General features: G+C 69.9%; 24 protein-coding genes. 6 read left to right on the forward strand and 18 right to left on the reverse strand.

The genetic code is table 11. The annotated features are described in order from the left end of the window. The 8 genes from Phou_RS24755 to Phou_RS24790 form a co-directional block, all read right to left on the reverse strand. Nucleotides 1–1,626: an NAD(P)-binding protein gene (locus Phou_RS24755; RefSeq protein ID WP_173059431.1), complete on the reverse strand. Its 1,626-nt coding sequence runs from the start codon at nt 1,624–1,626 to the stop codon at nt 1–3. Then, entirely contained in the window at nt 1,517–2,620 is a 1,104-nt protein-coding gene (locus Phou_RS24760) for a thiamine pyrophosphate-dependent enzyme (protein ID WP_218579183.1), read from the reverse strand. Before Phou_RS24760 ends, Phou_RS24755 begins: the two co-directional genes overlap by 110 nt. After that, nucleotides 2,617–3,795, reverse strand: a complete 1,179-nt coding sequence (locus Phou_RS24765) for a pyruvate ferredoxin oxidoreductase (RefSeq protein ID WP_173059434.1) — start codon at nt 3,793–3,795, stop codon at nt 2,617–2,619. The genes Phou_RS24760 and Phou_RS24765 overlap by 4 nt, the downstream gene beginning before the upstream one ends. Beyond that, nucleotides 3,788–4,354, reverse strand: a complete 567-nt coding sequence (locus tag Phou_RS24770) for a 2-oxoacid:acceptor oxidoreductase family protein (RefSeq protein WP_173059437.1) — start codon at nt 4,352–4,354, stop codon at nt 3,788–3,790. The genes Phou_RS24765 and Phou_RS24770 overlap by 8 nt, the downstream gene beginning before the upstream one ends. Before the next feature lie 12 nt (nt 4,355–4,366). Further along, entirely contained in the window at nt 4,367–5,767 is a 1,401-nt protein-coding gene (locus tag Phou_RS24775) for an NAD(P)(+) transhydrogenase (Re/Si-specific) subunit beta (RefSeq protein ID WP_173059440.1), read from the reverse strand. Beyond that, on the reverse strand, nt 5,764–6,057 hold the full coding sequence (locus tag Phou_RS24780) for an NAD(P) transhydrogenase subunit alpha part 2 (protein WP_173059443.1): 294 nt from the start codon (nt 6,055–6,057) through the stop codon (nt 5,764–5,766). Before Phou_RS24780 ends, Phou_RS24775 begins: the two co-directional genes overlap by 4 nt. Beyond that, on the reverse strand, nt 6,054–7,172 hold the full coding sequence (locus Phou_RS24785) for an NAD(P) transhydrogenase subunit alpha (RefSeq protein WP_173059446.1): 1,119 nt from the start codon (nt 7,170–7,172) through the stop codon (nt 6,054–6,056). Before Phou_RS24785 ends, Phou_RS24780 begins: the two co-directional genes overlap by 4 nt. A gap of 283 nt (nt 7,173–7,455) precedes the next feature. Then, nucleotides 7,456–7,686 (reverse strand): phosphate signaling complex PhoU family protein, encoded by a 231-nt coding sequence (locus Phou_RS24790; RefSeq protein WP_173059449.1) that lies wholly within the window; start codon nt 7,684–7,686, stop codon nt 7,456–7,458. 129 nt (nt 7,687–7,815) lie between these two features. Here Phou_RS24790 and Phou_RS24795 point away from each other — a divergent pair, with 129 nt between their 5' ends. Continuing rightward, a complete protein-coding gene (locus Phou_RS24795) occupies nt 7,816–8,202 on the forward strand; it encodes an OsmC family protein (protein ID WP_173059452.1) in 387 nt (128 codons plus the stop codon). A gap of 107 nt (nt 8,203–8,309) precedes the next feature. On the opposite strand, the gene Phou_RS24800 is transcribed toward Phou_RS24795, so the two are convergent. The 7 genes from Phou_RS24800 to Phou_RS24830 all read right to left on the reverse strand — a co-directional run bounded on the left by Phou_RS24800 (nt 8,310) and on the right by Phou_RS24830 (nt 15,446). After that, the gene (locus tag Phou_RS24800; RefSeq protein WP_173059455.1) at nt 8,310–10,058 is read right to left on the reverse strand and encodes a SulP family inorganic anion transporter; all 1,749 of its coding nucleotides are present in this window, start codon (nt 10,056–10,058) and stop codon (nt 8,310–8,312) included. Further along, nucleotides 10,055–10,642 carry a rhodanese-like domain-containing protein gene (locus Phou_RS24805; RefSeq protein WP_218579184.1) on the reverse strand — a complete coding sequence of 196 codons (588 nt, stop codon included), beginning with the start codon at nt 10,640–10,642 and terminating at the stop codon, nt 10,055–10,057. The genes Phou_RS24800 and Phou_RS24805 overlap by 4 nt, the downstream gene beginning before the upstream one ends. 72 nt (nt 10,643–10,714) lie before the next feature. Next, entirely contained in the window at nt 10,715–12,046 is a 1,332-nt protein-coding gene (locus tag Phou_RS24810) for a rhodanese-like domain-containing protein (protein ID WP_173059458.1), read from the reverse strand. 175 nt (nt 12,047–12,221) lie between these two features. After that, on the reverse strand, nt 12,222–13,598 hold the full coding sequence (locus Phou_RS24815; RefSeq protein WP_173059461.1) for a HAMP domain-containing sensor histidine kinase: 1,377 nt from the start codon (nt 13,596–13,598) through the stop codon (nt 12,222–12,224). Then, a complete protein-coding gene (locus Phou_RS24820; RefSeq protein ID WP_173059464.1) occupies nt 13,595–14,329 on the reverse strand; it encodes a response regulator transcription factor in 735 nt (244 codons plus the stop codon). The genes Phou_RS24815 and Phou_RS24820 overlap by 4 nt, the downstream gene beginning before the upstream one ends. A 64-nt stretch (nt 14,330–14,393) precedes the next feature. Further along, entirely contained in the window at nt 14,394–14,663 is a 270-nt protein-coding gene (locus tag Phou_RS24825) for a metal-sensitive transcriptional regulator (protein WP_173059467.1), read from the reverse strand. Nucleotides 14,664–14,690: 27 nt separating this feature from the next. Further along, nucleotides 14,691–15,446: a GntR family transcriptional regulator gene (locus tag Phou_RS24830; protein ID WP_218579185.1), complete on the reverse strand. Its 756-nt coding sequence runs from the start codon at nt 15,444–15,446 to the stop codon at nt 14,691–14,693. Between the two features lie 264 nt (nt 15,447–15,710). Here Phou_RS24830 and Phou_RS54525 point away from each other — a divergent pair, with 264 nt between their 5' ends. The 4 genes from Phou_RS54525 to Phou_RS24850 all read left to right on the forward strand — a co-directional run bounded on the left by Phou_RS54525 (nt 15,711) and on the right by Phou_RS24850 (nt 20,354). Then, nucleotides 15,711–16,400 (forward strand): ferritin-like domain-containing protein, encoded by a 690-nt coding sequence (locus Phou_RS54525; RefSeq protein WP_173059470.1) that lies wholly within the window; start codon nt 15,711–15,713, stop codon nt 16,398–16,400. Nucleotides 16,401–16,476: 76 nt separating this feature from the next. After that, nucleotides 16,477–16,830 (forward strand): universal stress protein, encoded by a 354-nt coding sequence (locus tag Phou_RS24840; RefSeq protein WP_371872229.1) that lies wholly within the window; start codon nt 16,477–16,479, stop codon nt 16,828–16,830. Between the two features lie 314 nt (nt 16,831–17,144). Next, a complete protein-coding gene (locus tag Phou_RS24845; protein ID WP_246274068.1) occupies nt 17,145–17,669 on the forward strand; it encodes a hypothetical protein in 525 nt (174 codons plus the stop codon). A 312-nt stretch (nt 17,670–17,981) separates the two neighbouring features. After that, on the forward strand, nt 17,982–20,354 hold the full coding sequence (locus Phou_RS24850) for a phosphoketolase family protein (RefSeq protein WP_173064466.1): 2,373 nt from the start codon (nt 17,982–17,984) through the stop codon (nt 20,352–20,354). 300 nt (nt 20,355–20,654) lie between these two features. Here the strand turns inward: Phou_RS24850 and Phou_RS24855 are convergent, their stop codons facing one another. Next, a complete protein-coding gene (locus Phou_RS24855) occupies nt 20,655–21,047 on the reverse strand; it encodes a hypothetical protein (RefSeq protein WP_173059479.1) in 393 nt (130 codons plus the stop codon). Nucleotides 21,048–21,423: 376 nt separating this feature from the next. Then, on the reverse strand, nt 21,424–22,611 hold the full coding sequence (locus Phou_RS24860) for an ABC transporter ATP-binding protein (protein ID WP_173059482.1): 1,188 nt from the start codon (nt 22,609–22,611) through the stop codon (nt 21,424–21,426). Between the two features lie 556 nt (nt 22,612–23,167). Between Phou_RS24860 and Phou_RS24865 the strand changes: the two genes are divergently transcribed. Continuing rightward, a complete protein-coding gene (locus Phou_RS24865; RefSeq protein WP_173059485.1) occupies nt 23,168–23,848 on the forward strand; it encodes a CBS domain-containing protein in 681 nt (226 codons plus the stop codon). Nucleotides 23,849–23,979: 131 nt separating this feature from the next. Here Phou_RS24865 and Phou_RS24870 read toward each other — a convergent pair whose 3' ends face one another. Next, nucleotides 23,980–24,987, reverse strand: a complete 1,008-nt coding sequence (locus tag Phou_RS24870; RefSeq protein ID WP_218579186.1) for an Acg family FMN-binding oxidoreductase — start codon at nt 24,985–24,987, stop codon at nt 23,980–23,982. Between the last annotated feature and the right edge of the window lie 51 nt (nt 24,988–25,038).

Raw genomic sequence — 25,038 nt, forward strand, 5'->3', positions numbered from 1 at the left:
TCAGGTATCCTCCGGGACCAGGTCGATGGCGCCGCACGGGCATTCGGTGACGCAGATGCCGCAGCCCTTACAGAAGTCGAGGTCGATGGCGTAGCGCTCGCCCGGTCCCAGCTTCACCACCGCGTTGTCGGGGCAGACGCCGAAGCAGTTGTCACATTCAAAACAATTGCCACAGGACAGGCAGCGTCGGGCCTCGAACAGCGCGGAGCCCTCGTCCAGGCCGCCGACAACCTCGTCGAAAGTGGAGACGCGTCGGGCCGCATCCAGTGTGGGGCGCACCGTGGCCGGTGCGTCGCTGTAGTACCAGGTGTTGAGGCGGTCGAACGTGGCCAGCGGCTGGCCGGAAGGCGGTGCGTACGGCTGCCCCCGCAGCCAGCCGTCGATGTGCCGTGCCGCCCGCCTACCGTGCCCGACCGCGGCCGTGACGGTGCGTGGAGACGGCACCATGTCGCCACCGGCGAAAATGCCAGGCTGCCCGGTCATCATGTCGTCGCCGACCTGCACCACGCCGTCGGCGACACAGACTCCGGGGAGGCTGGCAACCACCGCGCGGTCCACGTCCTGCCCGATGGCCAGCACGACGGAATCCGCAGCGAGCTCTTCGAACTCGCCGGTAGGCTGTGGGAAACCGGTCTCGTCGAGCCGCATTTTCTCCACGATGACGGTCCCGCCGCCTGCCGCGGCGATTGTGGACAGCCAGCGCATACGCACGCCCTCCTGCTCGGCCTCAGTCACCTCGAAAGGCTGCGCGGGCATCCGCTCGCGGGTGCGCCGGTAGACGACGACCGCGTCGGTGGCGCCGAGCCGGCGGGCGGTGCGGGCCACGTCCATCGCGGTGTTGCCGCCGCCGTACACGACCACCCGCCGGCCGAGCAGTGGCGGGTCGCCCTCGGCGACGTCGCGCAGCACGCGCAGCGCGTCGAGGATCCGGGCCGAGTCGCCGGCCGGAATCTCGGTACGCCGGCTCAGCTGCGCACCGACGGCGAGAAAGACGGCGTCGAAGCCGCCGTTTCGCATGGCCGCGGCGGCGTCTGGCACCGGACAGGACAACTCCATGGTGACGCCCATCGCGGCGATCCGATCGACCTCGGCGTCCAGTACGTCCCGAGCAAGCCGGTACGCGGGTATGCCGTATCGCATCATTCCGCCCGCATGGGGTGCCGCGTCGCGGACGGTTACGGCGTGCCCAAGCAGCCGCAGGTGATAGGCGGCGGCGAGCCCGGACGGGCCGGCACCGACGACGAGCACCCGCTTGCCGGATGGCGGCGCGGCGACCGGTACGGTCCAGCCGCGGCGGATGGCTTCGTCGCCGAGGAACCGTTCGACCGCGTTGATCCCCACCGGCTCGTCCAGTTGCCCGCGGTTGCATGCGGTCTGGCAGGGGTGGTAGCAGACGCGGCCCATGATGGCCGGGAACGGGTTGTCCCGCATCAGCGTGCGCCAGGCGGTTTCGTAGTCGCCGGACTCGGCGTGGTAGAGCCAGCCCTGCACGTTCTCGCCCGCGGGGCAGGCGTCATTACATGGCGGGAGCCGGTCCACGTACACCGGGCGTTCGGTTCGCCAGGCCCCGGTCTTGTTGGCCAGGCTGCTGCCGACCTGCAGCGTGATAGCAAACGGTGGCTTCATGTCTCCTCCCCGGTAGCAGCCCGAAGCGGCGGATGTTGCGGTCGGCGATGGCCTGCAGGCCATCGATGACGTCAGCGCGGCGGGTCGGCTCGAACAGGTGCCGGAAGCGGATCTGCGGCCGCAGGTACTCCTCGACGTGTACCCGGTGCCGGATCGGCGACACGGCTGTCACGTTGCCCCGCTCGGCCTCGAAGACCGGAAACAGTCCACTTTGTACAGCCAGCCGAGCGACACGGATGGTCTGCGCGGCCTCGCTGCCCCAGCCCAGCGGACAGGGCACAAGTACATGCAGATAGCGTGCCCCGTGTAGCCCCATAGCACGCTCTACTTTGGACTCAAGGTCGTGCAGGTCGGCGATGGTTGCCGTGGCAACGTAGGGAATCTCGTGCGCCATGGCGATGAGCGGGGCGCTCTTGCCTTGCCCGAAGACGTTGCCCGGCGCCGATCCCACCGCCTGAGTCGTCGATGTCCGGGCGGCCGGCGGGGTCGCACCGGACCGTTGCACTCCGGTGTTCATGTATCCCTGGTTGTCGTAGCAGACGAAAAGCACGTCGTCGCCGCGTTCGAACATACCGGATAGTGCGCCGAAGCCGATGTCGACCGTGCCGCCGTCGCCGCCCTGCCCCAGCACCCGGATGTCGCCGCGGTCGCGCACCTTCAACGCGGCGGCGACGCCGCTGGCGACCGCCGGCGCGTTGCCGAAGAGTGAATGCAGCCAGGGCACCCGCCACGACGTCTCGGGATACGGGGTGGAGAACACCTCCAGACACCCGGTGGCGTTGACCGTGACCAGCCGGCCGCCGGTCGCACGCATGGCCGCGTCCAGTACATATCGGGCCCCGAGCGCCTCGCCGCAGCCCCGGCACGCCCGGTGCCCGGAAGTGAGCGAGTTGCTGCGGGTGGGATCGGACTGCACCGTGCGGGCTTGGATAGGCAGCAGCCGGTTGCCGACCGCGAAGCTGCCGGTCTGGTAGAACCGCACATGCTGGCTCACGATCGCACCTCCTCGGCGCGTAGGAGTCGCTCGTCCAGGTCGAGAAATGTCAGCGGAGCCAGCCGGCCGCTGAACGCCGCCGCGAGCATCTCGCGCAGTGAGTCACGCGTGACCGGGCGGCCGCCGAGCCCGGCGACGACCGTGTACATCTCCCGCTCCCCAGCGGGCAGAACGCCGGCCAGATCGGCGGAGACGATGCCACCGACACCGGCGGCGAAGGCGCGCTCCAGCACCACAATCCGCTTGGCGGGACCGACCGCCGTGCGGATCGCCGCGACGGGGAACGGCCGGAACATGGTCAGCCCGAGAACGCCGACCGGCATGCCGTCGGCACGCAGGCCGTCCACCGTGTCTTTGAGCGTTCCGAGCACCGACCCCAGCGCCACCACAACGGTGTCCGCGTCGTCGCACCGGTACGGCGACACCAGGACGTCAATGTCCCGGTCGAATGTCGTGGCGAACTGGTGGGCGAGTTCTGGCATGCGGTCCAGTACGCGTAGCTGGTTGGCATGCGCCAGGTAGCGGACTTCGGTGAACGCCTCCGGTCCGACCATCGCGCCGATGGTGACCGGCGCGTCCGGGTCGAGGACCTGGCGTGGCTGGTACGCCGGCAGGAACCGGTCGACCGTCGTCTGGTCGGGCACGTCGACTGCCTCGACCGCGTGGGTGAGCACGAAGCCGTCCATGCACACCATGACCGGCGTGGACAGCTCTTCGGCCAGCCGGAAGCCGATTACATGCAGGTCGGCCGCGGCCTGGTTGTCCTCGGCGTAGAGCTGGATCCAGCCGCAGTCGCGCTGGCTCATCGCGTCGCTGTGGTCGTTCCAGATGTTGATCGGCGCGCCGATGGCCCGGTTGGCCACGGTCATCACGATGGGCAGTCCGAGTCCGGCTGCGTTGTAGAGCGCCTCGGCCATGTACAGCAGGCCCTGGCTGGCGGTCGCCGTGTATGCTCGCGCGCCGGTCGCGCTCGCGCCGATGGCGACGGACATCGCGGCGAACTCGCTTTCCACGTTGACGAACTCGCACGGTGCGAGTCGTCCGGACTTCACCAGAGCGGACAGGTTTTCGACGATGTGTGTCTGCGGGGAGATCGGGTACGCGCAGACCACCTGCGGCCGGCACCGTGCGACCGTCTCGGCGACCGCCCGCGAACCTTCGATGGGGCTAAGCACGGGTCGGCTCCTTCCGCTGCGCGTGGACGAGGTCGTATGCGGCCGTGGCCGCGGCGGCGTTAGCCTCGCCCAGCCGCCCGGCGAACCGTGCCCGGATCGCGGCGGTGACCGCCTCGAGCCGGATCAGGCCGCAGAGCGCGGCGAAGCCACCCAGCAGCGCCGCGTTGGGCAGCGGGCGGCCAAGATGTTCGCGGGCCAGGCGGGACGCTGGGACCACCACGACCCGGCCGCCGCGGCCGGGCAGCCCGAGCTCGGTAAGCTGCCGGGTCGAGTTGACCAGCACGAGTCCGTCGTCGGCCAGCCCGGCCAGGACGTCGGTCTGGCGCAGGAGAGTGGCGTCCTGCACGATCAGCGCGTCCGGCCGCAGGATCGGCTCGCGTAGCCGGATCGGCCGCTCGGCGATCCGGCAGAACGCGACGACGGGTGCGCCGGTCCGCTCGGAGCCGAAGCTGGGAAACGCCTGCGCCCTGCGGCCGTCGGCGAAGGCGGCGGCGGCCAGCAGTTCCGCCGCGGTGACCACGCCTTGGCCGCCGCGGCCGTGAATACGCACCTCGAACATGGCGACTCCCTTTCAGCCGACCAGCGTCTTGACGGCGGCGGTGAGCGCGGCGAGCCCGGCTCGGGCATCGGCGAAGAGCATGCCGGTCTTCGGGTCGGTGTACAGCTCGTTGTCGATGCCGGCGTAGCCGTGGCCCATCGACCGTTTGACGACGATGACGGCTGCGGCGCGGTCCACGTCGAGGATCGGCATGCCGGAGATGGCGTTCCCGGGCCGCCGGGCGGCCGGGTTCGTCACGTCGTTGGCACCCACTACGAGCGCCACGTCGGCCAGCGGCAGTGCGGCGTTGGCGGCGTCCAGCTCCTGCATGTCGGAGTACGGTATGTTCGCCTCTGCCAGCAGCACGTTCATGTGCCCTGGCATGCGCCCGGCGACCGGATGTATCGCATAGGTCACCTCTGTGCCTCGTGCGGACAGCACGGTGGCCAACTCGTGTAGCGCGTGCTGGGCCTGCGCGGCGGCCAGTCCGTAGCCGGGCACTACCACGACCCGGCGGGCGTAGGCGAGCTGGATCGCAGCGTCGTCCGCGGTCACCGCCCGGACCGGTGCCCCGCCCGATCCCGACGGCCCGCTGGCGCCGTCGCCGGTGCCGTACCCGCCGAGCAGGATCGCGGCCAGCGACCGGTTCATCGCCGCGGCCATGAGCGCGGTCAGGATCGCACCCGACGCGCCGACGAGTGCGCCGGCCACCACGAGGACGCTGTTGTCGGTCACGAACCCGGCCATCGCGACGGCGGTGCCCGTGCAGGCGTTGAGCAGGGATATCACCACGGGCATGTCGGCGCCGCCGATCGGCAGCACCAGCGCGACGCCCAGGGCGAGTGCCGCCGCCGCCAGGACCGCTACGGCCGCTCCGCCGCCGTACCCGCGGACCAGAACACCGGCGGCCACCGCGCCGATCACCGCCAGAGCGCCGCCGACCACGCGGGCGCCGGGGAAGAGCACCGGACGGCCTGGCACGAGCCCCTGAAGCTTGCCGGCCGCCACCAGCGAGCCGGCGAACGTGAGGGCGCCGATGACGACGTCCAGGGCGGCCGGCACCCGCACCGATGCCGCGTCCGCGGGCGGTGCCAGCTCCGGTATCGCGACCAGCGCGGCCGCGCCGCCGCCGACAGCGTTGAACAGGCTGACCAGCTGCGGCATCGCGGTCATCGGGACAGCCCGCGCGGCCCACAGCCCGGCCACCGAGCCGACGACCGCGCCGGCGGCCAGAACGATCCATCCGGCCGGGCTGGTGTCGCCGGAGTCGACGAGCAGCACGAGCGTCGCCGCGACCGCGAGCAGCATGCCGGCGATTGACAGCCGGTTGCCGCGCCGGGCGGTCGCCGGGGTGTTCATCAGGTGCAGGCCGAGCACGAAGCAGGTCGCGGCGGCCAGGTACGCCAGCCGGACGACGGTCTCGACCGTGCTCATCGCGAAGCCTCCGGCGCCCGGAACATGCCCAGCATGCGGTCGGTGACGACGTAGCCGCCCACCACGTTCATCGCCGCGAACGCCGTCACCACGAAGCCGAGCGCGTAGTCGGCCGTCGTCTCGGCGACGGAGGCGACGAGCATCGCACCGACCAGGATGACGCCGTGGATGGCGTTGGTGGCGGACATCAGCGGGGTATGCAGGGTGGCCGGCACCTTGCCGATCACCTCGAAGCCGACCAGCAGGGCCAGCAGGAAGATGCTCAAGGTGGCGAGCAGTTCGGCGCTCACGACGACACTCCTTCGTGGATGACGCGGCCGCCATGGGTCAGCACCACTCCGGCCTGGATCTCATCGGTCAGGTCGATGGCCAGCGCGCCGTCGCGGCTCAGATACCGAAGCAAGGCGGTGGCGTTGCGTGAATAGGCCATCGACGCCGCCGTAGGCACGGTCGCGGCGAGGTTTCCCGCGCCGATGACGGTGACACCCTCGTCGGTGACCAGCGTGGTGTCCGGGCGGGCGACCGACACGTTGCCGCCGAGCGGGCCACAGGCCGCGTCGACGACGACCGAGCCCGGCACCATTGCCTTGACCGACTCCTCGTCGATCAGCACCGGCGGCCGGTGCCCGGGCACCAGGGCGGTCGTAATGACCGCGTCGTGCCGCCCCAGATGTACTGCGAGGGCGGTCCGTTCCGCGTGTTCCTCGCCGCCTGCCAGAGCTCGGGCGTAGCCGCCCTCGCCCGCACCGGACGGCGATGCCACGTCCAGGAACACGGCGCCGACTGACGCGACCTCGTCACGTGACTCGGGCCGGATGTCGTACGCCGACACCACGGCGCCCAGCCGGCGCGCGGTCGCCATCGCCTGCAGGCCGGCGACCCCGGCACCGAGAACGAGGACCCGGGCCGGCCGCACCGTACCGGCCGCCGTGACGAGCATCGGAAAGTAGCCGCCGTAGGCGTTGGCCGCCACCAGAACGCTCTTGTAGCCGGCCACGTTCGCCTGCGACGTGAGCGCGTCCATCGGCTGGGCCCGGCTCAGCCGCCTCGGCAGCCCTTCGAACGAGACGGCGGTGACGCCAAGCTCAGCGAGCCTCCGCAGGTACGGTGGGTCGCCGACCGCGCTCAGCATGCCGAGTATCGCCTGCCCACTGTGGAACTGGCCGCTAGGCCGCCCGACCGTGACCACGATCTCCGCCCGGCCGTACACCTCGGCAGCGCCAACGATCTCCGCGCCAGCCGCCGCGTAGGCGTCGTCGGTGAAGAAGGCTGCGGCGCCCGCTCCCGATTCCACCAGTACCGCGAAGCCGGCGGCCCGAAGTTCGCGGATGCCGTCGGGGACCAGCGCCACCCGGCGCTCGCCCGCCGCCGCCTCGCGCGGAACCGCCACGGTCAGGCAGCCCATCGCCATCCTCCTTCGTCGGGGGTGCATCGATCGGCGACGCCCGCCGGGCCCTGCGTTGAGGCCCGTCGACACCGGATGTTCCGTCTTGGCGACGGTGGGTCTTGTGGTTCAGGAACCACGGCGTGCCGCTCCGGTGCCGGCGGAGCCGCCCCCTTTCCGGCGGGCGTCACACCTTCACGCTGCTCCGCGCGGCCGCCAGCCGGCAGGGTCCTGTGCAATGTGTCGGCGGGACGTTCGGCCCTGGGTCACCCAAGCGTCGACAGGCGGGACGCGCTGTCCGACCTCATCGCCGCCTGCTGGAACGACCCAGCAGCGCGGCGTCGATCGCGGTCTGCGTGTCGTGCGACCGGCTGGCGTCCAGCAGCCGAGCCAGCAGGTCACGGTGCAGTCCGTCCATCGCGTTGTCATCCTTGTCCAGTTCGACGGCTCGGTGCACGTCCGGCTCGGACAGCACTCGCGCCATCTTCGCGGCCATCTGCGATCCGGGGATCTCGTCGGTAGGCGGCGGGACCATTGGCCATACCGCTGACGCGCCGCCGGACATGTCATTGAGGGAGGGAACGGATCCAGCGAGAATGGGGGAGTTATGCGGCGGGTAAAGGCGCCCAGGTTGACGTTGGCCGGCCCTGGCGACACCCAGCGGATGGACGTGAGGTTTGTCGCCGGCGAGTCCTATGAGGTGATGGTGCGGGAGCACCGGGTGGTCGTTGACCAGCCGGTCGACGTCGGTGGCCAGGACGCGGCGCCGACGCCCACCGAACTGTTCGTCGTGTCATTGGCGACCTGTGTCGCCTTCTACGCCGGCCGGTACTTGTCGCGGCACGGGTTTGTCCGCGACGGCTTGGGCGTGTCGGCGGAGTACCAGATGGCGACGGACCGGCCTGCCCGCGTCGCGGCGGTGCATCTGGCGTTGCGTGTACCGGCCGACCTTCCACCGGAGCGGCGGGAGGCGTTGGTCGCGGTGGCGTCGCATTGCACGGTGCACAACACCCTTGTCAGCCCGCCGTCGGTCACCATCGACGTGCGGTGAGCCAGCCCTGATGGACCTCGTCAGAGGTGTCCGCGCGCCCGGTCGTAGAGCGGGCGGGGGATGCGGCCGTCCATGCGGTCAGTACCGTGGCGAACCGGTCTGGCGTCTCAGAGCACCTCGTTGCTGGCGAGTTGGCGTTCTGACGGCGGATGGTCGTTGGCCTCCGCGGTGACCGCCGACGTGACGTCGCGGTGGATCCGGCCGGCATCGCGCATTGGTTGCCAGGCGCCGGCGCGGTCGAGCAGGTCGCGGACGGGTCCGCGGACGGTGGCCAGGTGGAGGGCGATGTTCTGGTCAGTGAGGCGGTGGTGTAGTTCGGTGAGAGTGTGCGCGCCGTCGGCGTCGGTGTCGCTGATGGCGCCGGCGTCGATGACGATGGCATGCAGGCCCTCGCGGGTTTGGGCGAGGGCGATCAGCCGGTCTTCGAGCTGTTGGGCGTTGGCGAAGTAGAGGGGTCCGTCGACCCGGACGATGGCGACCGTGGGATCGGTGACCAGGCCGGTGTAGCGGGCGAGGTTGCGGTAGGTGTCGGTGCCGGGCACTTGGCCGAGCTCGGCGATGTGCGGGCGGGCTGAGCGCCACAGGAAGACGCCGAGGCTGAACGCGACGCCGGCGGCCAAGCCGGGCTCAACGCCGAACAACAGGGTCACGGTAAAGGTCAGTGCGACGGTGAGGCCGTCGGAGCGGCGGGCGCGCCAGGCGGCCACGGCTGCGCGGCGGTCGATCAGGCCGACGACGGCGACGACGACGATCCCGGCCAGCACGGCCTTGGGCAGGTGGTAGAAGGCTGGGGTGAGCGCGAGTGCGGTGAGCGCGACAACTGTGGCGGTGATGAGGGTTGCGATCGGTGTGCGGGCGCCGGCGGTGAAGTTGACGGCGCTGCGGGAGAAGCCACCAGCGACCGGGAAGGCCTGGAACAGGCCGGCGGAGACGTTGGCGGTGCCGACCGCGACCAGTTCGGTGTTTGGGTTCACGCGCTGGCGGGACTTGGCGGCCAGGGCCTTGGCGACGGCGATGCCCTCCATGTAGGAGACCAAGGCGATCGCGGTGGCCGCCGGTGCCAGGGCGGTGAGGTCCGAGATGGACAGTGTGGGCAGGGCGGGCGTCGGCAGGCCGCCGGGTACCTCGGTGAGGATGCTCACGCCGTGGTTTCCGAAGCCCAGGAAGGCGCTCGTCACAGTGATGCCCGCTACGACCAGCAGGGGGCCTGGCAGCTTTGGGGTGCAGCGGCGCAGCGCGAGCAGCCCGGCGACGCTGACGGCCGAGACGAGGATGGTCAGGCCATGCGCGGTGGCCGCCGCGTGCCACACCGACCGGGCGATCTCGGGGAAGGTCTCGGCGCGCTCGGCCCTGAGTCCGAAGAGATCTTTGATCTGGCTGGCGGCGATGACGATGGCGGCGGCCGAGGTGAACCCGGTCAGCACCGAGTGGGACATGAAGTTGACAAGGACTCCGAGGCGCAGCACGCCCATGAGGGCCTGGATGACGCCGACGAACAGGGCCAGTAGCCCGGCGAGGGCGGCGTAGCGGGCCGGGTCCCCGCCAGCGAGCGGGGCGAGTGCCGCGCTGGTCATGAGCGCGGTGATGGCGACCGGACCGACGGCGAGGGAGCCTGATGTGCCCAGCAGTGCGTACACGACCAGCGGGACGATCGCAGCGTACAGACCGGTGACCGGCGGCATGCCGGCGAGGGCGGCGTATGCCATGCTCTGCGGGACCAGCATGACCGCGACGGTCAGCCCGGCGACGAGGTCGTGGCGCAGTGTCTGGCGCCGGTATCCGGGCAGCCAGCCCAGCAGCGGGAGAATCCGTGCCGGCCCCGTGCGGCGCTGCTGGGGGTAGGCGCTGATGCTCATGCCGGGGCGCCTTCACGGCGGAGTCGGGCGATGGCGGCGTCGACGTCGCAGCCGCCGCTCCGGTTGTAGGGCAGGCGGGCCAGCAACATCCCCATCGCACAGGTGTTCGTCACGGCGGCGAGCGTGAGCCCGGCGCCGATCGCGCCGGCCAGGTACTGGGCGCCGGGCAGCCAGATGGCGGCCAGGACGGCAAGCAGGACCATCAGGCCCGTGACGAGGCGGACCTGACGTTCCAGGCTCCACCGCTGCCGGCCGTGCTCGACCGGCGCCCCTGCGGCATTCCAAGCGCCCATGCCGCCGGTCATCACGGCGGCGTCGGTGAGGCCCGCACCGACCAGCTTTGTGCAGGCCTGGGTGGCGCGATTGCCCGACTGGCAGACCAGCAGAAGGCGGCCGCCTGCGTCCGCGACGATGCGCGAGAGGTGGGCGTCGACCTGGTCCAGGGGCAGGTTGATGGCGCCGGCGATATGGGCGGTCTCGAACTCGGCCGGCGTGCGGACGTCGACGATGAGGGTGTCGGGGTTGTCAGCGATCAGGGCCCGCGCGGTGGGAACGTCGAGGCTCGCGGAGTCGTTGGCGGACACGTCGATGCTCTCCAATGTTGACTAGAAGGGCTCGGCGGGGCCGGGGGCGACCTCGCCGGGCGCTGGGGTGGTTCAGGAACGTGTGGCGGCAAGCTCGGCGATGCCAGCGCCGGTGAGAATCGCGCTTTGGTAGCCATCGCGGGCCAGCAAAGTGGCGGCGACCGCGGCGCGGCGGCCGCTGCCGCACGCGATGAGCACAGGGCGTTCCGGGTCGAGGTCGGTCGGCACGCCGTGGGTGACCAGATCGGGCAGGAACCGTTCCACCGCGCCTGGCAGCCGGACCGTGTCGCGCTCGTGCGGCATGCGCACGTCCAGGACCTGGACTGTGGGGTCAGCAAGCCGTAGACGGAACGCGGCCAGGTCGAGCAGCCCGAACGTGGCAGTGGCGGCACCGTCGAGGTCGCGAATCACGCCGCGGACAGTGTCGATACCGATTTGCGCCAGCTGGGTTACAGCCTCGATCACGTCCTGCGAGGATTCGGCGACCAGCACGATGGGTGCCTGGTACGGCAGGAGCCAGCCGGCCCAGCTGCCGAAGTCGTCGCCGAGCTCGACGCCGACTGAGCCCGGCAGCAGGCCACGGGCCTGTACGGCTCGCGGTCGTATGTCGAGCACCTGCGTGCCTTCCGGCTGGTCAGCCAGATCGGCTACGGTCAGGTCCGGCGCGGCGAGGGGCGGCATCGGCGGCACGCCGAGCGTGTTGGCCGGCCCCATGTACTGGTAAAACGCCGGGATCGGCATCGGCGCGGCGAGCAGCCGGTCGGCGAACTCCTCCACGTCACCAGCGGCGAGCAGCGGGTTGGTGTCCACCTCGTCGCCGATCGTAGAGACGAACCGGCCGGCGCCGGTAGCGGTGCAGAACGACCCCTCCCCATGCGTCGGGTACAGCGCCACGTCGCGGGGCAGCCCGGCCAGCCGGTGCAGCGAGCCGTACTGCAGCCGTGCGAGGGTGCGCGCACGAGCGGTGCCGAGCAGGTCGGGTCGGCCAGCGGAGGCGACCAGCAGGCTGCCGCCGGAGAAGACCGCGACCGGTTCCTCGTCTACCAGCACGAGGTAGCTGGTGTGCTCCGGCGTGTGGCCAGGGGTGTGGATCGGGCGCAGGACCAACCCGTCGGCCTTGATGTCTTCCAGGTGGAATGCTGGCGTGTGCCGGTACGCCACCGCGGCCGCGGCAGGCAGGACGAGCTCGGCGCCGGTGCGTAACGCCGCTTGCTCACCGCCGGAGACGTAGTCGTTGTGCAGATGGGTCTCCAGCACGAAACGTAGCTCCACGTCCCGCTCAGCGGCCGCGGCCAGAAACCGCTCGATGTCCCGCTGGGGGTCGACCAGGATGCCCCGGCCCTCGTGGACGAACAGGTAGGTCTGGTCGCCGAGACCTGGCGTACGAAATGACAAGAGATCCATGTTGTGGTGGTCCTCCTTACTCCCCAAGGATACCCCCGGGGTATAACGCAAGTATGTGCAGATGACCGTACATCTGCAAATCACCAGCTCACGGGCCAGGTTGGACGCACGAGGGTTCTGCGGCCGCCAGTCAGGAGGGGGACCCGGCGGAGTCCGAGGGTGTCGGGCCGCCGTTCTATCTGACGGTTCGGCCCGCGTGGCCGTCCCCATCCGCGAGTGGAAGCCGGATGGTGAACACCGCGCCGCGGCCGGGCGTTGACTTCGCTGCGACGGTGCCGCCGTGTGCCGTGACGAGTTCGCGGACAACGGCGAGCCCGATCCCGGAGCCGGTGACCGATCGGCTCTGCGGGCCGCGCCACAGCCTCTCGAAGACGTGTGGCAGCGATTCGGGGTCGATGCCCGGCCCGGTGTCGGCAACCTGGATCATCGCCCCTTCGCCGGTGGCAGCCACCAGCACGGTCACCTGGTCGCCCGGGCGGCAGTAGCGGGCGGTGTTCGCCAGCAGGTTTCCCGCCGCTTGGTGGAGGCGGTCGGCGTCGCCGCGCACCGGGACCGGTCCGTGGATCTCCCGGATCACCTCGAGTCCGGCGGCGCGCAGCGACGGTTCCTGAGCGTCGACCGCCGCGGTGACCACCCGCGCGACGTCCACATCGGAGTGCCGCAGGGAAAGCGTGGCGGCCTCGGCGGCGGACAGCTCGGCCATGTCCTGCACCACCCGGCCCAGCCGTAAGGCCTGGTCGTGCAGGCTCGCCAGCCGGGCCGGGTCGGGCTCGCTCAGGCCGTCGCGCAGCTCCTCCAGCCCTGCCTGCAGGGCGCCCAGTGGAGTACGCAGCTCGTGCGCGACGTCGGCCGCGAGCCGCCGGCGGGTCTGCTCGGCGTGGACCACCTGATCGGCCATGCCGTCAAACGCGCGGGCCAGTTCCCCGAGTTCACCCGGTGCTCGGATTCCGGCACGGGCAGTTCGGTCGCCACCGGCGAAGGCCCGCGCCGAGCCAGCGAGCCGGACCAGCGGAGCGGTCAGGCGGCGCGAGACGTACCAGCTGACCGCCACCGCGACCAGCAACGCGCCGGCTGCGGCGCCGGCGACCCACCACCAGGCGACCGTTCGCCCAGCGGTGCCGGCGGCGGCGAAACTGAGCTGGACGGTGCCGGCGCTTGCGCCATTCACCGTCACGGCTGCCCGGGCGACCTGTGCCCCGGCTGCGGCGTGCATCCCTTGGCCCCCTGGGCCCATACCCCTTCCCGGCCATACCATGGCGCCCGCGGCATCGTGGACCACCAGATGCGCGCTGGCACCGTCGGCGACAGCCTGCGCCGCGACGAGGTCCGCGCCGGCCCAGCCGCCAGCGTCCGCGTACGCCTGCGCCGCCACCCGGGCCACCCGGTCCGCCACCCGCTGCCGGTCGTCCTGCTTCGCGGCATCCAGCCCGCGGTCGGTGCCGATCAGCGCGGCCGCGGTGAGCACCACGACCGACGAGAGGGCGACCAGGACGAATGCGGCCAGCAGCCGCCTGCCCAGCGGCCCGATGCCCTGGCGGGCGGCGCCGGTCACCGGACTGTCCTCCGTCCGGAGTCCTGGTCGGGACGCAGCGCCATCCGGTAGCCAACTCCGAGCACTGTCTGGATCATCTCGCCGGAGCTGTCGCTGAGCTTGCGGCGCAGGTTCTTCACATGCGAGTCGATCGTCCGCTCGTAACCGGCGAACTCATAACCACGGACCCGGTTGACAAGCTCATATCGCGAGAACACCCGACCCGCAGTGGTGGACATCGCGATCAACAGGCCCCACTCCGTCGGTGTGAGGTCCACCACCCGCCCGCCGACTCGCGCCTCGTGCCGGGCCTCATCGATACACAGCCGGCCACCGCCGTAGCAGCGGGCACCGGACTCGCCCGCCCCGCCGGACACGCGATCGAGCACCGCCCGCACCCGCAGCACCAACTCGGTGGGGCTGAACGGCTTGGTTACATAGTCGTCGGCGCCGCGCTGCAGGCCGCGGATGCGGTCCTCCACACCGGCCCGCGCGGTCAGCACCACCACCGGCACCCCAGAGTGCCGGCCCGCCGGGTCGTCTCGCCGCGCGGCCGCCAGCACCTCGAAGCCACCCACGTCCGGCAGCCCCAGGTCGAGCACCACCAGGTCGACACCGCCGTCGCCCAGCAGCCGCAACGCCTGCGCGCCAGAAGACGTCGTACGGACGATGTAGCCGTCCCGCTCAAGGTAACGGCGTAGCAACTCACGGATCTCACGGTCGTCCTCGACGACCAGAACGGTGCCGGTCACACCTACAGCTGTACGGGGCCGTCCCGCTCACCATCCAGAGGCGAACGACCCGAGTTTGGAGTCTTCAGGCAAGGGAAAGGAAGAGCTTCTCCATCTGGTCGAGGCTGACCTTGCGCTCCTCACCGTCCGGATCAGCGGCCAAGCACTGCTGCAGCCCACTGGCTACGATCTTGAAGCCGGCGCGGTCGAGGGCTTTGGACACCGCGGCGAGCTGAGTCACCACCTCGGCGCAGTCGCGGCCGTCCTCGAGCATCGCGATGACGCCACGAATCTGGCCCTCGGCACGCCGCAGCCGCTTGACCACGTCCGCCGTGGCATCCTGCTCGATCCGCATGATCCGAGGGTACACCCCGGGGGGTATCTAGGGCTGGGCTGGCGAACCAGCGGCGACCTGCATCTGGTACGCCTGGTGCGGTGCCCAGGTGGCAACCACGCTGAACCGGTCGCCGCGCACCAGGGTTTTGCGCCATTCGACAGGATCGGCGCCGGCGGTGCCGATGCGCTCGATGGCCAGGAGTGCCACTCCCCGGGGCAGCCGCAATTGGGTGCGTTGGGCGGTGGTCGGGGTAACCGCGTGGATGCGTTCGTGCCCGCCGGTGATCCGTACGCCACTTCTGGCCAGCTCGGCGTAGACGCCGGTGGCGCTCAGATCCGCCTTGAGTAGGGATCGGGCCAAGGATGCGGGCAGCCAGGTGCGGTCCAAGGCGAGCGGCTCGTCGTCGGCATACCGGATCCGCTCCAGCCAAACCAGATCGGTGTCCGGATCGAGACCGAGCCGCGCGGCTACCGCCGGATCCCGCCGCAGGCCGCGGTCGAGCACCTCACTGCGCTGCTGCATGCCGCGGGCCTGCACCTCGCTGAACAGCGAGTAGAGCGCGCCCAGCGGCTGCTCGATCCGGGCCCGACGGACGGCTGTACGCCGGCCACGGGCCGATTCGAGCACACCGGCCTGGCGCAGGCGGCGCAGTGCCTCCCGGACGGTGTGGCGGCTCACCTGGTACTCGTCGGTCAGCTGATGCTCCCCGGGAAACTCCTCGCCGAAGGCGCCGCCTTCCAGACGCCGGACCAGGTCGTTGTAAAGCTGCGCCCACAGTGGAAGAGGGCTTGCGCGATCCACGCCGCGCGCCGCTGTCCGGTCAACCGCCGCCCGTTTGGCCACACTTGCTCCAGTCACCTGGTCCGAGTTGTTCGATTGTCCGTACAAGCATATCGGTGGGACCGCGGCATGGGGGTGGGCGCGGCAGCTGGGCGGGCGGCATGGGGTGCCCACTCTGACAGGCCGAAGACCCATCGTCTCCATGCGGTCTCCACACCAACACCACGGCGTCTGCATCCGGGGGAGGAACCCTAAAGGTGAACATCTTCAATGGAGGAGACGGCCATGAAGAAGATCACGTACGCAGCTACCGCAGCGCTGGCCGCTGGTGTACTCGGCGCCGGCGCGTTGTCAACGCTGTCGCCGGTGTGGGCCGCCCCCGGGCCGGCTGGTGCCGCCGTGACCACTCCCACCCCCGGATATGGACCGGGCGGCCCGGGCGCCGGTATGGGTCCCGGGTGGGACGGCAACGGCCCTGGAGCCGGCATGCGGGCGGGTATGGGTGCCGGTGGCGGTGCTTGCCCGCTCGGGGCCGACGTTGCGTCCGGCACGCTCACCGCGGCGCAGAGAACCACACTGGCGGCAATGGCCGAGGAGGAGAAGCTCGCCCACGATCTGTATCAGGTCTTCGCAGACCAGTACGACGCGGTGGTTTTCGAGCGGATCGCCGCCGCCGAGACCCGGCACCTGGCCACCGTGCGAATGTTGCTCGACCGGTACGGCATCAACGACCCCACCGTCGGCCTGGCACTGGGCCAGTTTGCCGCCGCAGACGTCCAGGCCACCTACGAGGCCTACCTCCGTGACGGCAACGCGTCGCTCAGCGCAGCGCTCGGCGTCGGGGAGAAGGTGGAACGCGCTGACATCGCCGCTCTGGAGAAGGCCCAGGATGGGCTCGCCGCGGCGGATGTGGAACTGGTGTACCAGCACTTGCTGATGGCCTCCCAGCATCACTTGGCCGCGTTCACCCGGTGACCACCAGCACTGGTAGCCAGAAGCACCCTGGTGAAGCTGCCGTCGACTGCATCTGGTACACGCGTTCATCTGGCCCCTGATGCGTGTGCCGCTCGGTCCTGACCCGCTCGGCCCACCGGAGGGCGGGCTTGCCAACGAGGCCGAACGTCTGGCCGTGGCGGCGGCCGGCGTGGCCGAGGAGGCCGCGCCGGGTCTGACGGTGACATCCGAGGTCGTGGTCGGTGCGCCCGCAGCGGTAATGCTGCGCGAGGCGCGTGACGCGCACCTGATTGTGCTGGGTGATCGAGGGCTCGGTGGCTTCGGTGCTCTGGTCCTGGGGTCGGTCGTCGGGGCCCGCGGGCGTGGTGGATTCACCGGCCTGCTGCTCGGCTCGGTCAGTCACGCGGTGCTCCACCATGGCCGCTGCCCGGTCGCGATAGTCCACCGCTGAGCTCAACTGCCCGTCATGCTCGGAGGCCGTGGACCCGGGTGCGGCCACACCGGGCGGCGACCGAAGTTGGCATATGCGCCGGGCACCATGGGCTGGAGAAGCCTGGTGGCGATGGCCACGGGTCGGCCTTTTACGGGACTTTGGTCCCGTCGAGGTCGGGAGCTACGCCTCGGGTGTGAGCGGCCGGCGCCCGCGAGGCTGTGGGTGTCAAAGAAAAAGTGAGACTTCCACTCCCGGAGGCAACGATGACCACCAACACCGGCCAGGTCAAGGTCCCGGCGCACGCGCTGGAGAAGGCCGAGGCTCCCGGCCACATGCTTACTACTGCTGCCGCCCGGGCTTTGGCGGTGTTGCGGATCAGCACCGGCATCGTGTTCCTGTGGGCGTTCCTGGACAAGACGTTCGGATTCGGCTTCGCCACGCCGGACGAGCGGGCGTGGATCAACGGTGGCTCCCCCACGAAGGGCTTCTTGTCCCGCGTGGAGGTCGGCCCGTTCCAGTCGATCTCCCACGACATGGCCGGTCTGTGGTGGGTCGACGCCCTGTTCATGATCGGTATGGGTGCTGTCGGTCTGGCCCTGATCGCCGGTGTGGGCCTGCGCGTCGCGGCGGCCGCCGGTTCCTTGATCATGGTGATGATGTGGGCGGCGGAGTTCCCGCCGGACCGGTTCACCGCTGCTGGTGAGGCGTCGGGCTCGACCAACCCGTTCATGGACTACCACCTGATCTACGCGATCGTCCTGGTGGTGCTGGCGCTCACCTACGCCGGGCACACCTGGGGCCTGGGCCGGCTCTGGGCCCGCCTGCCCTTCGTCCAGAAGAACCGCTGGATGATCTGACTCCCCTCCGGGAGGCCGTGCCGGGTCGCCGCAGGCGGCCCGGCACACGTGTCGGGGCTTTCTCCGGTGACGCCGAAGGGGTTCAGAGCGGCATCGGGTTCGTGCCTCGGTGGTGCTCGCGCGGCTCGTGCTTCGCGGGAGACACCACTCAGCGGTGATTCAGCCGGAGGGCCGCACCGGCACTCGTTTTGCCTGTGGAGTAAGGAAAGCTCCGTAGGATCAGGAATTTGGTGCACTCGTGCGGGAGGAGGCTCGGTCGTGAGCACGTCGGTGAAGGCCCGGCAGGCCGGTGGCGCGGAGGGGTCGGCAGGATTGGCGGAGCCGTCCGAAGAGGAGATCGCGCATCTCGATGCGTGGTGGCGGGCGAACAACTACCTGACGGTGGGGCAGATCTACCTGCAGGGCAATCCGTTGCTGCGTGAGCCGTTGCGGCCGGAGCACATCAAGCCGCGGCTGCTGGGGCATTGGGGTACCAGCCCGGGTCTGTCGTTGATCTACGCGCACGTGTCGCGGCTGATCCGCATGACCGGACAGCAGGCGATCTACCTGGCCGGGCCAGGGCATGGCGGGCCGGCATTGGTCGCGGCGGGATATCTGGAGGGCACGTACAGCGAGATCTACCCGGAGGTGTCGCAGGACGAGGCGGGGATGCTGCGGTTGTTTCGGCAGTTCTCGAGTCCGGGTGGAATCCCGAGCCACGTATCAGTGACCACCCCGGGCTCGATCCACGAAGGCGGCGAGCTGGGGTATGTGCTGGTGCACGCGTTCGGCGCGGTGATGGACAACCCGGACCTGCTCGCGGTGGCGGTCGTCGGAGACGGTGAAGCGGAGACGGCGCCGCTGGAAGGTTCATGGAAGGGCGTGTCGTTCCTCAACCCGGCCCGGGACGGGGCGGTGCTGCCGATCCTGCACCTGAACGGTGCGAAGATCGCCGGGCCGACGGTGTTGGCCCGCAAGGATCCGGCTGAGGTACGAGCGCTGCTGGAGGGACACGGGTACGAGATCCTCGAGGTCGAGGGGGCTGACCTGCCCGGCATGCACTACCGCTTCGCGGCCGTCCTGGCGCAGGCGTGGGCGCGGATCCGGGCGATCCAGCAGGCGGCCCGCGGCGGCGAGTGGGACGGCAGCCGGCCGCGGTGGCCGCTGATCGTGCTGCGCTCGCCGAAAGGGTGGACCGGTCCGGAGGAAGTCGACGGGATCAAGGTCACCGGCACGTGGCGCTCGCATCAGGTGCCGCTGTCCGGGGTGCGGGACAACCCCGACCATCTCGCGATCTTGGAGCAGTGGCTGCGGTCCTACCGGCCGCAGGAACTGTTCGACGACACCGGCGCGCCGGCAGCGTCTGTCCGAGGGCTTACGCCGGATGGACAGTTGCGAATGAGCGCGAGCCCGCACGCCAACGGCGGTCTACTTACCGAAGACCTCGACCTGCCCGACTTCCGCGACTACGCGGTGGACGTGCCGGCGCCGGCGCAGCTGCGGGCAGAGTCGACCCGCCGGCTGGGGGAGATGTTGCGGGACGTCTACAGCAGCAACCCCGATCGGTTCCGGCTGTTCTGCCCGGACGAGACGAACAGCAACCGGCTCGGCGCGGTGTTCGAGGTCTCCGACCGCGCGTTCATGGAGGCGGTCACTCCGGACGATGTGGCGATCGGCCGGGATGGGCGGGTGATGGAGGTGCTGTCCGAGCACAACTGTCACGGCTGGCTGGAGGGGTACACACTGACCGGTCGGCACGGCATGTTCGCCACCTACGAGGCGTTCGCGATGGTCAGCGCCTCCCAGACCGTGCAGCACGGCAAGTGGCTGCAAGAGGCAACCCGGCTGCCGTGGCGGGCAAAGGTGCCCAGCCTCAATGTGCTGCTGACCTCGACCGCGTGGCGCAACGACCACAACGGCTTCTCGCACCAGGGCCCCGGCCTGATCCAGGTGGTGCTCACCCAACGTGGCGACATCGCGCGGGTCTACCTGCCTCCGGACGCCAACTGTCTGCTGTCGGTCGCCGATCACTGCCTGCGCTCCCGCTCGTACATCAACCTGATTGTGATTGACAAGCAGCCGCAGCTGCAGTGGCTGACCATGGACGAAGCCATCGAGCACAGCGCCCGAGGGGCGGGGATCTGGGAGTGGGCCGGCACCGACGACGGCACCACAGACCCGGACATCGTGCTGGCCTGCGCTGGCGACGTCGTCACGATGGAGACCGTCGCCGCCGCGCAGATCCTCCGCGAGCGGCTGCCCGGTATGCGGGTCCGCGTGGTGAACGTCGTCGACCTGATGACGCTGCCCCGGCCGAAGGACCATCCGCACGGCATGAGCTCGACCATGTTCACCGAGCTGTTCACCGACACCGTCGATGTGGTGTTCGCGTTCCATGGCTACCCGGGCGCGATTCACCAGCTCGTGCACGGCAGGCCCGACGCCGACCGGTTCCGCGTGCGGGGGTTCGTCGAGGAAGGCACGACCACAACGCCTTTCGACATGACCGTACGCAACCGGGCGTCCCGCTACCACCTGGTCATGGATGCCATCAACAACGCCAGGCGGCTGCCCCGCGGGGCCACCGAGCTCCTGGCGTGGTGCGAGCAGAAACTCGCCGAGCACGCCGCGTACGTCGTAGAGCACCTCGAAGACATGCCCGACGTCCGCGACTGGTCATTGGGCGACTGGGCCAAACGCGGCTGAGTCGCGCTTGTGATGGACGGCGCGTAGTCCGCGGCTGCGGCCGCCTCGGCCAGGACGGCCGCGGGCGGCCGCTCGCATCGGGGTGCTTGGCCGCCTGGGCGCGTTGCTGTGGCCGGTCGTGGTCTTGTCGCGGATGAACGGACGGCACTGACCGGTCGGACCGCCGTGTGGAAAGAAGGCCACTGCGTACGCGGCGGCGCCGGGCCAGGTTCCGGCGGTGGCCAGAGAGGGGAACCCTGGCCTTCCGACGGCACTGGGCACCGACGCCACCTACAGTCGTGCCACTCCGCGCGACGCCGGTCAGACGACCAGGTACGTCTCGCTGCGCGCCACCGAGTGATCGACGTGGATCCCGGCCGTGATCTTCAGGGTCGCGAAGATCTCGATGACGTCACCTTCCACGGCGGCCGGCAAGCCGGACGGGAAGTCCAGTCGGATCTCCTTCTGGAACGGCGCGTCCGTCGGCTTGAGCAGATCTCCGTGCTGTTTCCTGATCTCCGTGGTGGACTGGCTGAGGTTACGGATGACGATCCACAGATCGTAGCGGTCGGCGACCGCCATGAGCGCCTTCCCGACTTCGACACCCGCGACGACGTCGAAGGCACTCTGCGGGCTCAGCGTGTCGACGGTGTAGTCCGTGCCCGGATCGACCGCACGTATGAGCTTGATGATCGCGTCATAGTTGCCGGCCATTGTTCCTCAACCTCCTCCCGTCCGGACACACGCTGCCGACGTATTGACACCACATACGGCGAAGTGACAAATCGTCGCGACGGTCGTGGCCCGGCGGACATGTGGGATGTGACGGCTGTCGGCGGCGCCGGAAACGACAGCCAATGGGGCTCGCTGCAGCGGCCACCAAAAATGCTTCCACCTCACCAATGTCAAGTCCAGGATTGAGCGGATAATGCTTGGTTGACGACTGTCGACGGGGGCAATAATCGACAAAGATAGGATTTTGTAGTCGAGCCGACATTCATTCGGTAGCGTGGTTGCGGGACTGCGAAGATAGGGCCATCGGACCGTTCTTCCGGAGACCTTAGGCCCATATGTCGCCGTCGATGGACGCTCAGTTCGCGGCGACCAGGAGGGCAGTCGCGTCGGTGACCGCAAGCGCCTCAGTGCTGTCCGGATCGAAGAAGTGGGCCCGGCTCAGATCCACCGACACCGTCACGGTATCGCCGGCCCGCACGGGGGCTAGAGCGGGAAGTCGTGCTGTCCACAAGGTGGGTGAACCGTCGTCCTCGGCTACCGCCGTGGGCACCTGTCGGTCGACGGCCGGCGGCACGAAGAGCAGGTTCTTCTCGCCGCCCAGCGACTCGACGGTCACGGCTGTCACGCGCACCCGGGGAGCGGTGCCGTCGGACTCGGCGAGCCCGATCGCGCTGGGGCGGAGCCCGAGTACGATCTCGCGTCCCGCGTACGAGCGCAGGCTGGGACGCAGCGCGAGCTGGTTCTCCGGTACCGGCCACCGGTGCTCGCCAAGCTGTAGGGAAATCCCGCCGTCGCCGTCCTCGATGCGGCAGGCCGCGAGGTTCATTGCCGGCGAGCCGATGAAGCCCGCCACGAAGACGTTGCGCGGCGCGGCGTACAACTCGTCGGGCGGGCCAACCTGCTGTAACTTGCCGTGGTCCAGGACGGCGATGCGGTTGCCCAGGGTCATCGCCTCGACCTGGTCGTGTGTGACGTAGATCGTCGTGGTGCCGTACTGCTGGTGCAGCCGGCTCAGCTCGCCGCGCATCGCCACGCGCAGTTTGGCGTCCAGGTTGGACAGCGGCTCATCCATCAAGAAGACCTGTGGACGCCGGACGATTGCCCGCCCCATGGCCACTCGCTGGCGCTGCCCACCGGAGAGGGCGGCGGGCTTGCGATCCAGCAGTGTGGTCAGCCCGAGCACGCGCGCCGTCTCGCCGACCTGTTCCTCGATCTGCGGCTTGCGGGTACCGCGGATGCGTAGGCTGAAACCCAGGTTTTGGGACACCGTCATGTGCGGGTAGAGCGCGTAGTTTTGGAAGACCATCGCGATGTCGCGTTCCTTTGGCGGTAGATCGTTGACGATGCGGCCACCGATCGCGATGGTGCCCTCGGTCATGTCCTCCAGACCGGCGACCATTCGCAGCAGCGTGGACTTTCCGCAGCCGGACGGCCCGACCAGCACGATGAACTCACCGTCCGCGACGCTCAGATCTACGTGGTCGACCGCGACGGTGCCCCCGGGAAAGACCTTCGTCACTCCGGTCATGATCACTTCAGCCATTTGGGGTGCCTCTTCTCTTTCCTCCCCGCGAGCCGGACGTCACCATGCCTCCAGCGTGTTGGCGCGGTCGCTGGGCGGACAGGGCCGGCGTGCTGGTCGGTCCGGGACCTTGGACCCGTACGGGGCGACCAAGACCTCGTCCAATGGTCGCCGGCCTGACGCCGCGCGCGTGGGTCAGCATGATCGCCGAGGCCGGCGGCCGGTCCGACGGTCACCCTGTCGACGTGTGTGACTTCCAGGACGAGGCGCCATCGCCGACGTCGTGGTGTTCGCCGGAGGTCCCAAGCCCCGCGGCAGGAGGCCTTGGAGCGACGGTACGGCAGAGAGCGGGACTGCTCGGTTAACGCCGCCGCGGTCGCCGATAGTCGAATGTCCACACCGGACACATTGTCTGTGCGACCACCGTGACCGGAGCCGTCGCTGTGCCAGGGCTGCCGGTCCCGTCCAAACCGGTCCTTGGTCCCGCGAAGCGCGGCAGATCGGCACTGACGCCCGTGCGGGACCCGGCCATACAGTCGAGGCGAGACAGAGCAACGGCCGGAAAGCGAGGCGGACGATGAAGCTGTGGACGGTGGCCGACGTCATGACCACGAACGTCGCCACGGTGAGCGAAGAGACGCCCTACCGGGAGATCGTCGACATTCTGAACACTCGGCAGATCAGCGCCGTACCAGTGATCGATGGGTTCGACCGCGTACTCGGCGTGGTGTCGGAGGCGGACCTCCTACACAAGATCGAAACTGAAGGACACCCGGAGACCCGCCGGGTGTTCGAGGGCCGTCGGCGCCGTACCCGCCGGACCAAGGCCACCGCCGTGACGGCCGGGGAACTGATGACCGTTCCCGCGGTCACGACCATGCCGCACACCTTGATCCCAGCTGCGGCCCGGCTGATGGACGCCGAGCACGTCAAGCGGCTGCCGGTCACCGACGACCTGGGCCGCCTGGTCGGCATCGTCACCCGCAGCGACCTGCTCAAGGTCCACCTGCGTCCGGACGCCGACATCCGCCGCGACGTCGTCGAAGGCGTCCTACACCGGGTGCTCGCCATCCGCGACGGAATCGTGCGGGTGAAGGTGCACGACGGTGTGGTCACGCTGATCGGCGAACTCGACCGGCACAGCGCCGTCATCACCGCCTCACGCCTGGCCCAATCCGTGGCAGGCGTGGTCGCCGTGGAGGACCGGCTGACCTTCCTCTACGACGACGCCGCCGTGCCGATCGTTGGGGTCTCCTGACCGCTCGATCGGGCGCGGGTGGGAGTCGAGCGCCGCGGGCTGGCACCGATCCGCACCAGATCTCGGCTCATCACATCCGGGTGATCGCGGTTCCTGGGGTGCTGTAGTTGCACCACCGCTATCCGAAGGCCTTAAGGTCGCGATCCGGACTTGATGTCGATCAGGCTGCCCGCGGAAAGTCGTGGGCTCGCCGGCGGGCGGCGTTGCTGCATGTCCAGGCCGAACCGCAGTACCAGTTGGGGGTATCCGCGCCGGGGCAGCAGAGCGGCCAGGAGGGCACGGGCACCGGGCACCTCGACGACGTCGCTCATCGCCGAACCGGCCAGGTCGCGAGACGTGGCGGCGAGCCAGACCGCGCTGACCGCCTCGCCGGCGCGCAGCCAGTCGACCCGCTGATCGCCGTCGGTGGCGACGATGAGGTACTCGGCGTACCGGTCGTCGCCGTACCCGGGGTCCAGCAGGGACTCGCCGTCCAGCGTGAAGTCGCGTAGCGGCACCCGCCGCTCCGCGGGCGACACCACGGTCTCCGGGGGTACGCCTTCGCCGCTGCCGTGGCTACGTCGGGTCCAGGCGTGCAGATCCGTCCAGTACCTCTCGTCCCGGTCCTGGATACTCGCCGCGCTCTCTTCGGCGGTCGCCAGGAAGCCGACTTGCTCCGGGGCGATCCGGTGCAGCCACGCGTGTTCGGCCGCAGCGGCCGAGTGTAGCGCCATGAGCGTCTCCGCGGGCACGGGCTCGGTGGCCGGGAACGGGCGCCGGTCCGACCGCCGCCGGCCGATGCTGCGCTCGTTGGTGGCGTCCTCCCGCCGCACCTCGTGCGGTCCGGCCACCCGCACGCGCGCGAGCAGGTCGGCGCCGCCGTGGTCGGGACACCTGGTCACCGCCGGCTCGTATCCTGCCGCGGCGAGCACGACGCGCGCGTGATGCAGGGCGGCGCCGCAGCTCAGCGTCATAAGCCGGCCGTCCGGGTCGATCGACGTGATCCGTCGCGACCGGTCGGCGTACAGGTCCAGCACGTCGCCATGGATCCGCCACCGCCATGGCTGGCTGTTGAGAATCGACGGCGCACGCCCAGCCTCCGCGGCGGCCGCCCGGAGCGCTGTGGCGCCATCCGGTACCGCACCGGGACCGTCTGGCATAGCGCCAACGTACCGGCAGCGATTGTCTGTAGCGGCGAAACCCGAGAAAAG

Origin of the sequence: Phytohabitans houttuyneae, assembly GCF_011764425.1 — a bacterium.
GTDB classification, from domain to species: Bacteria; Actinomycetota; Actinomycetes; order Mycobacteriales; family Micromonosporaceae; genus Phytohabitans; species Phytohabitans houttuyneae.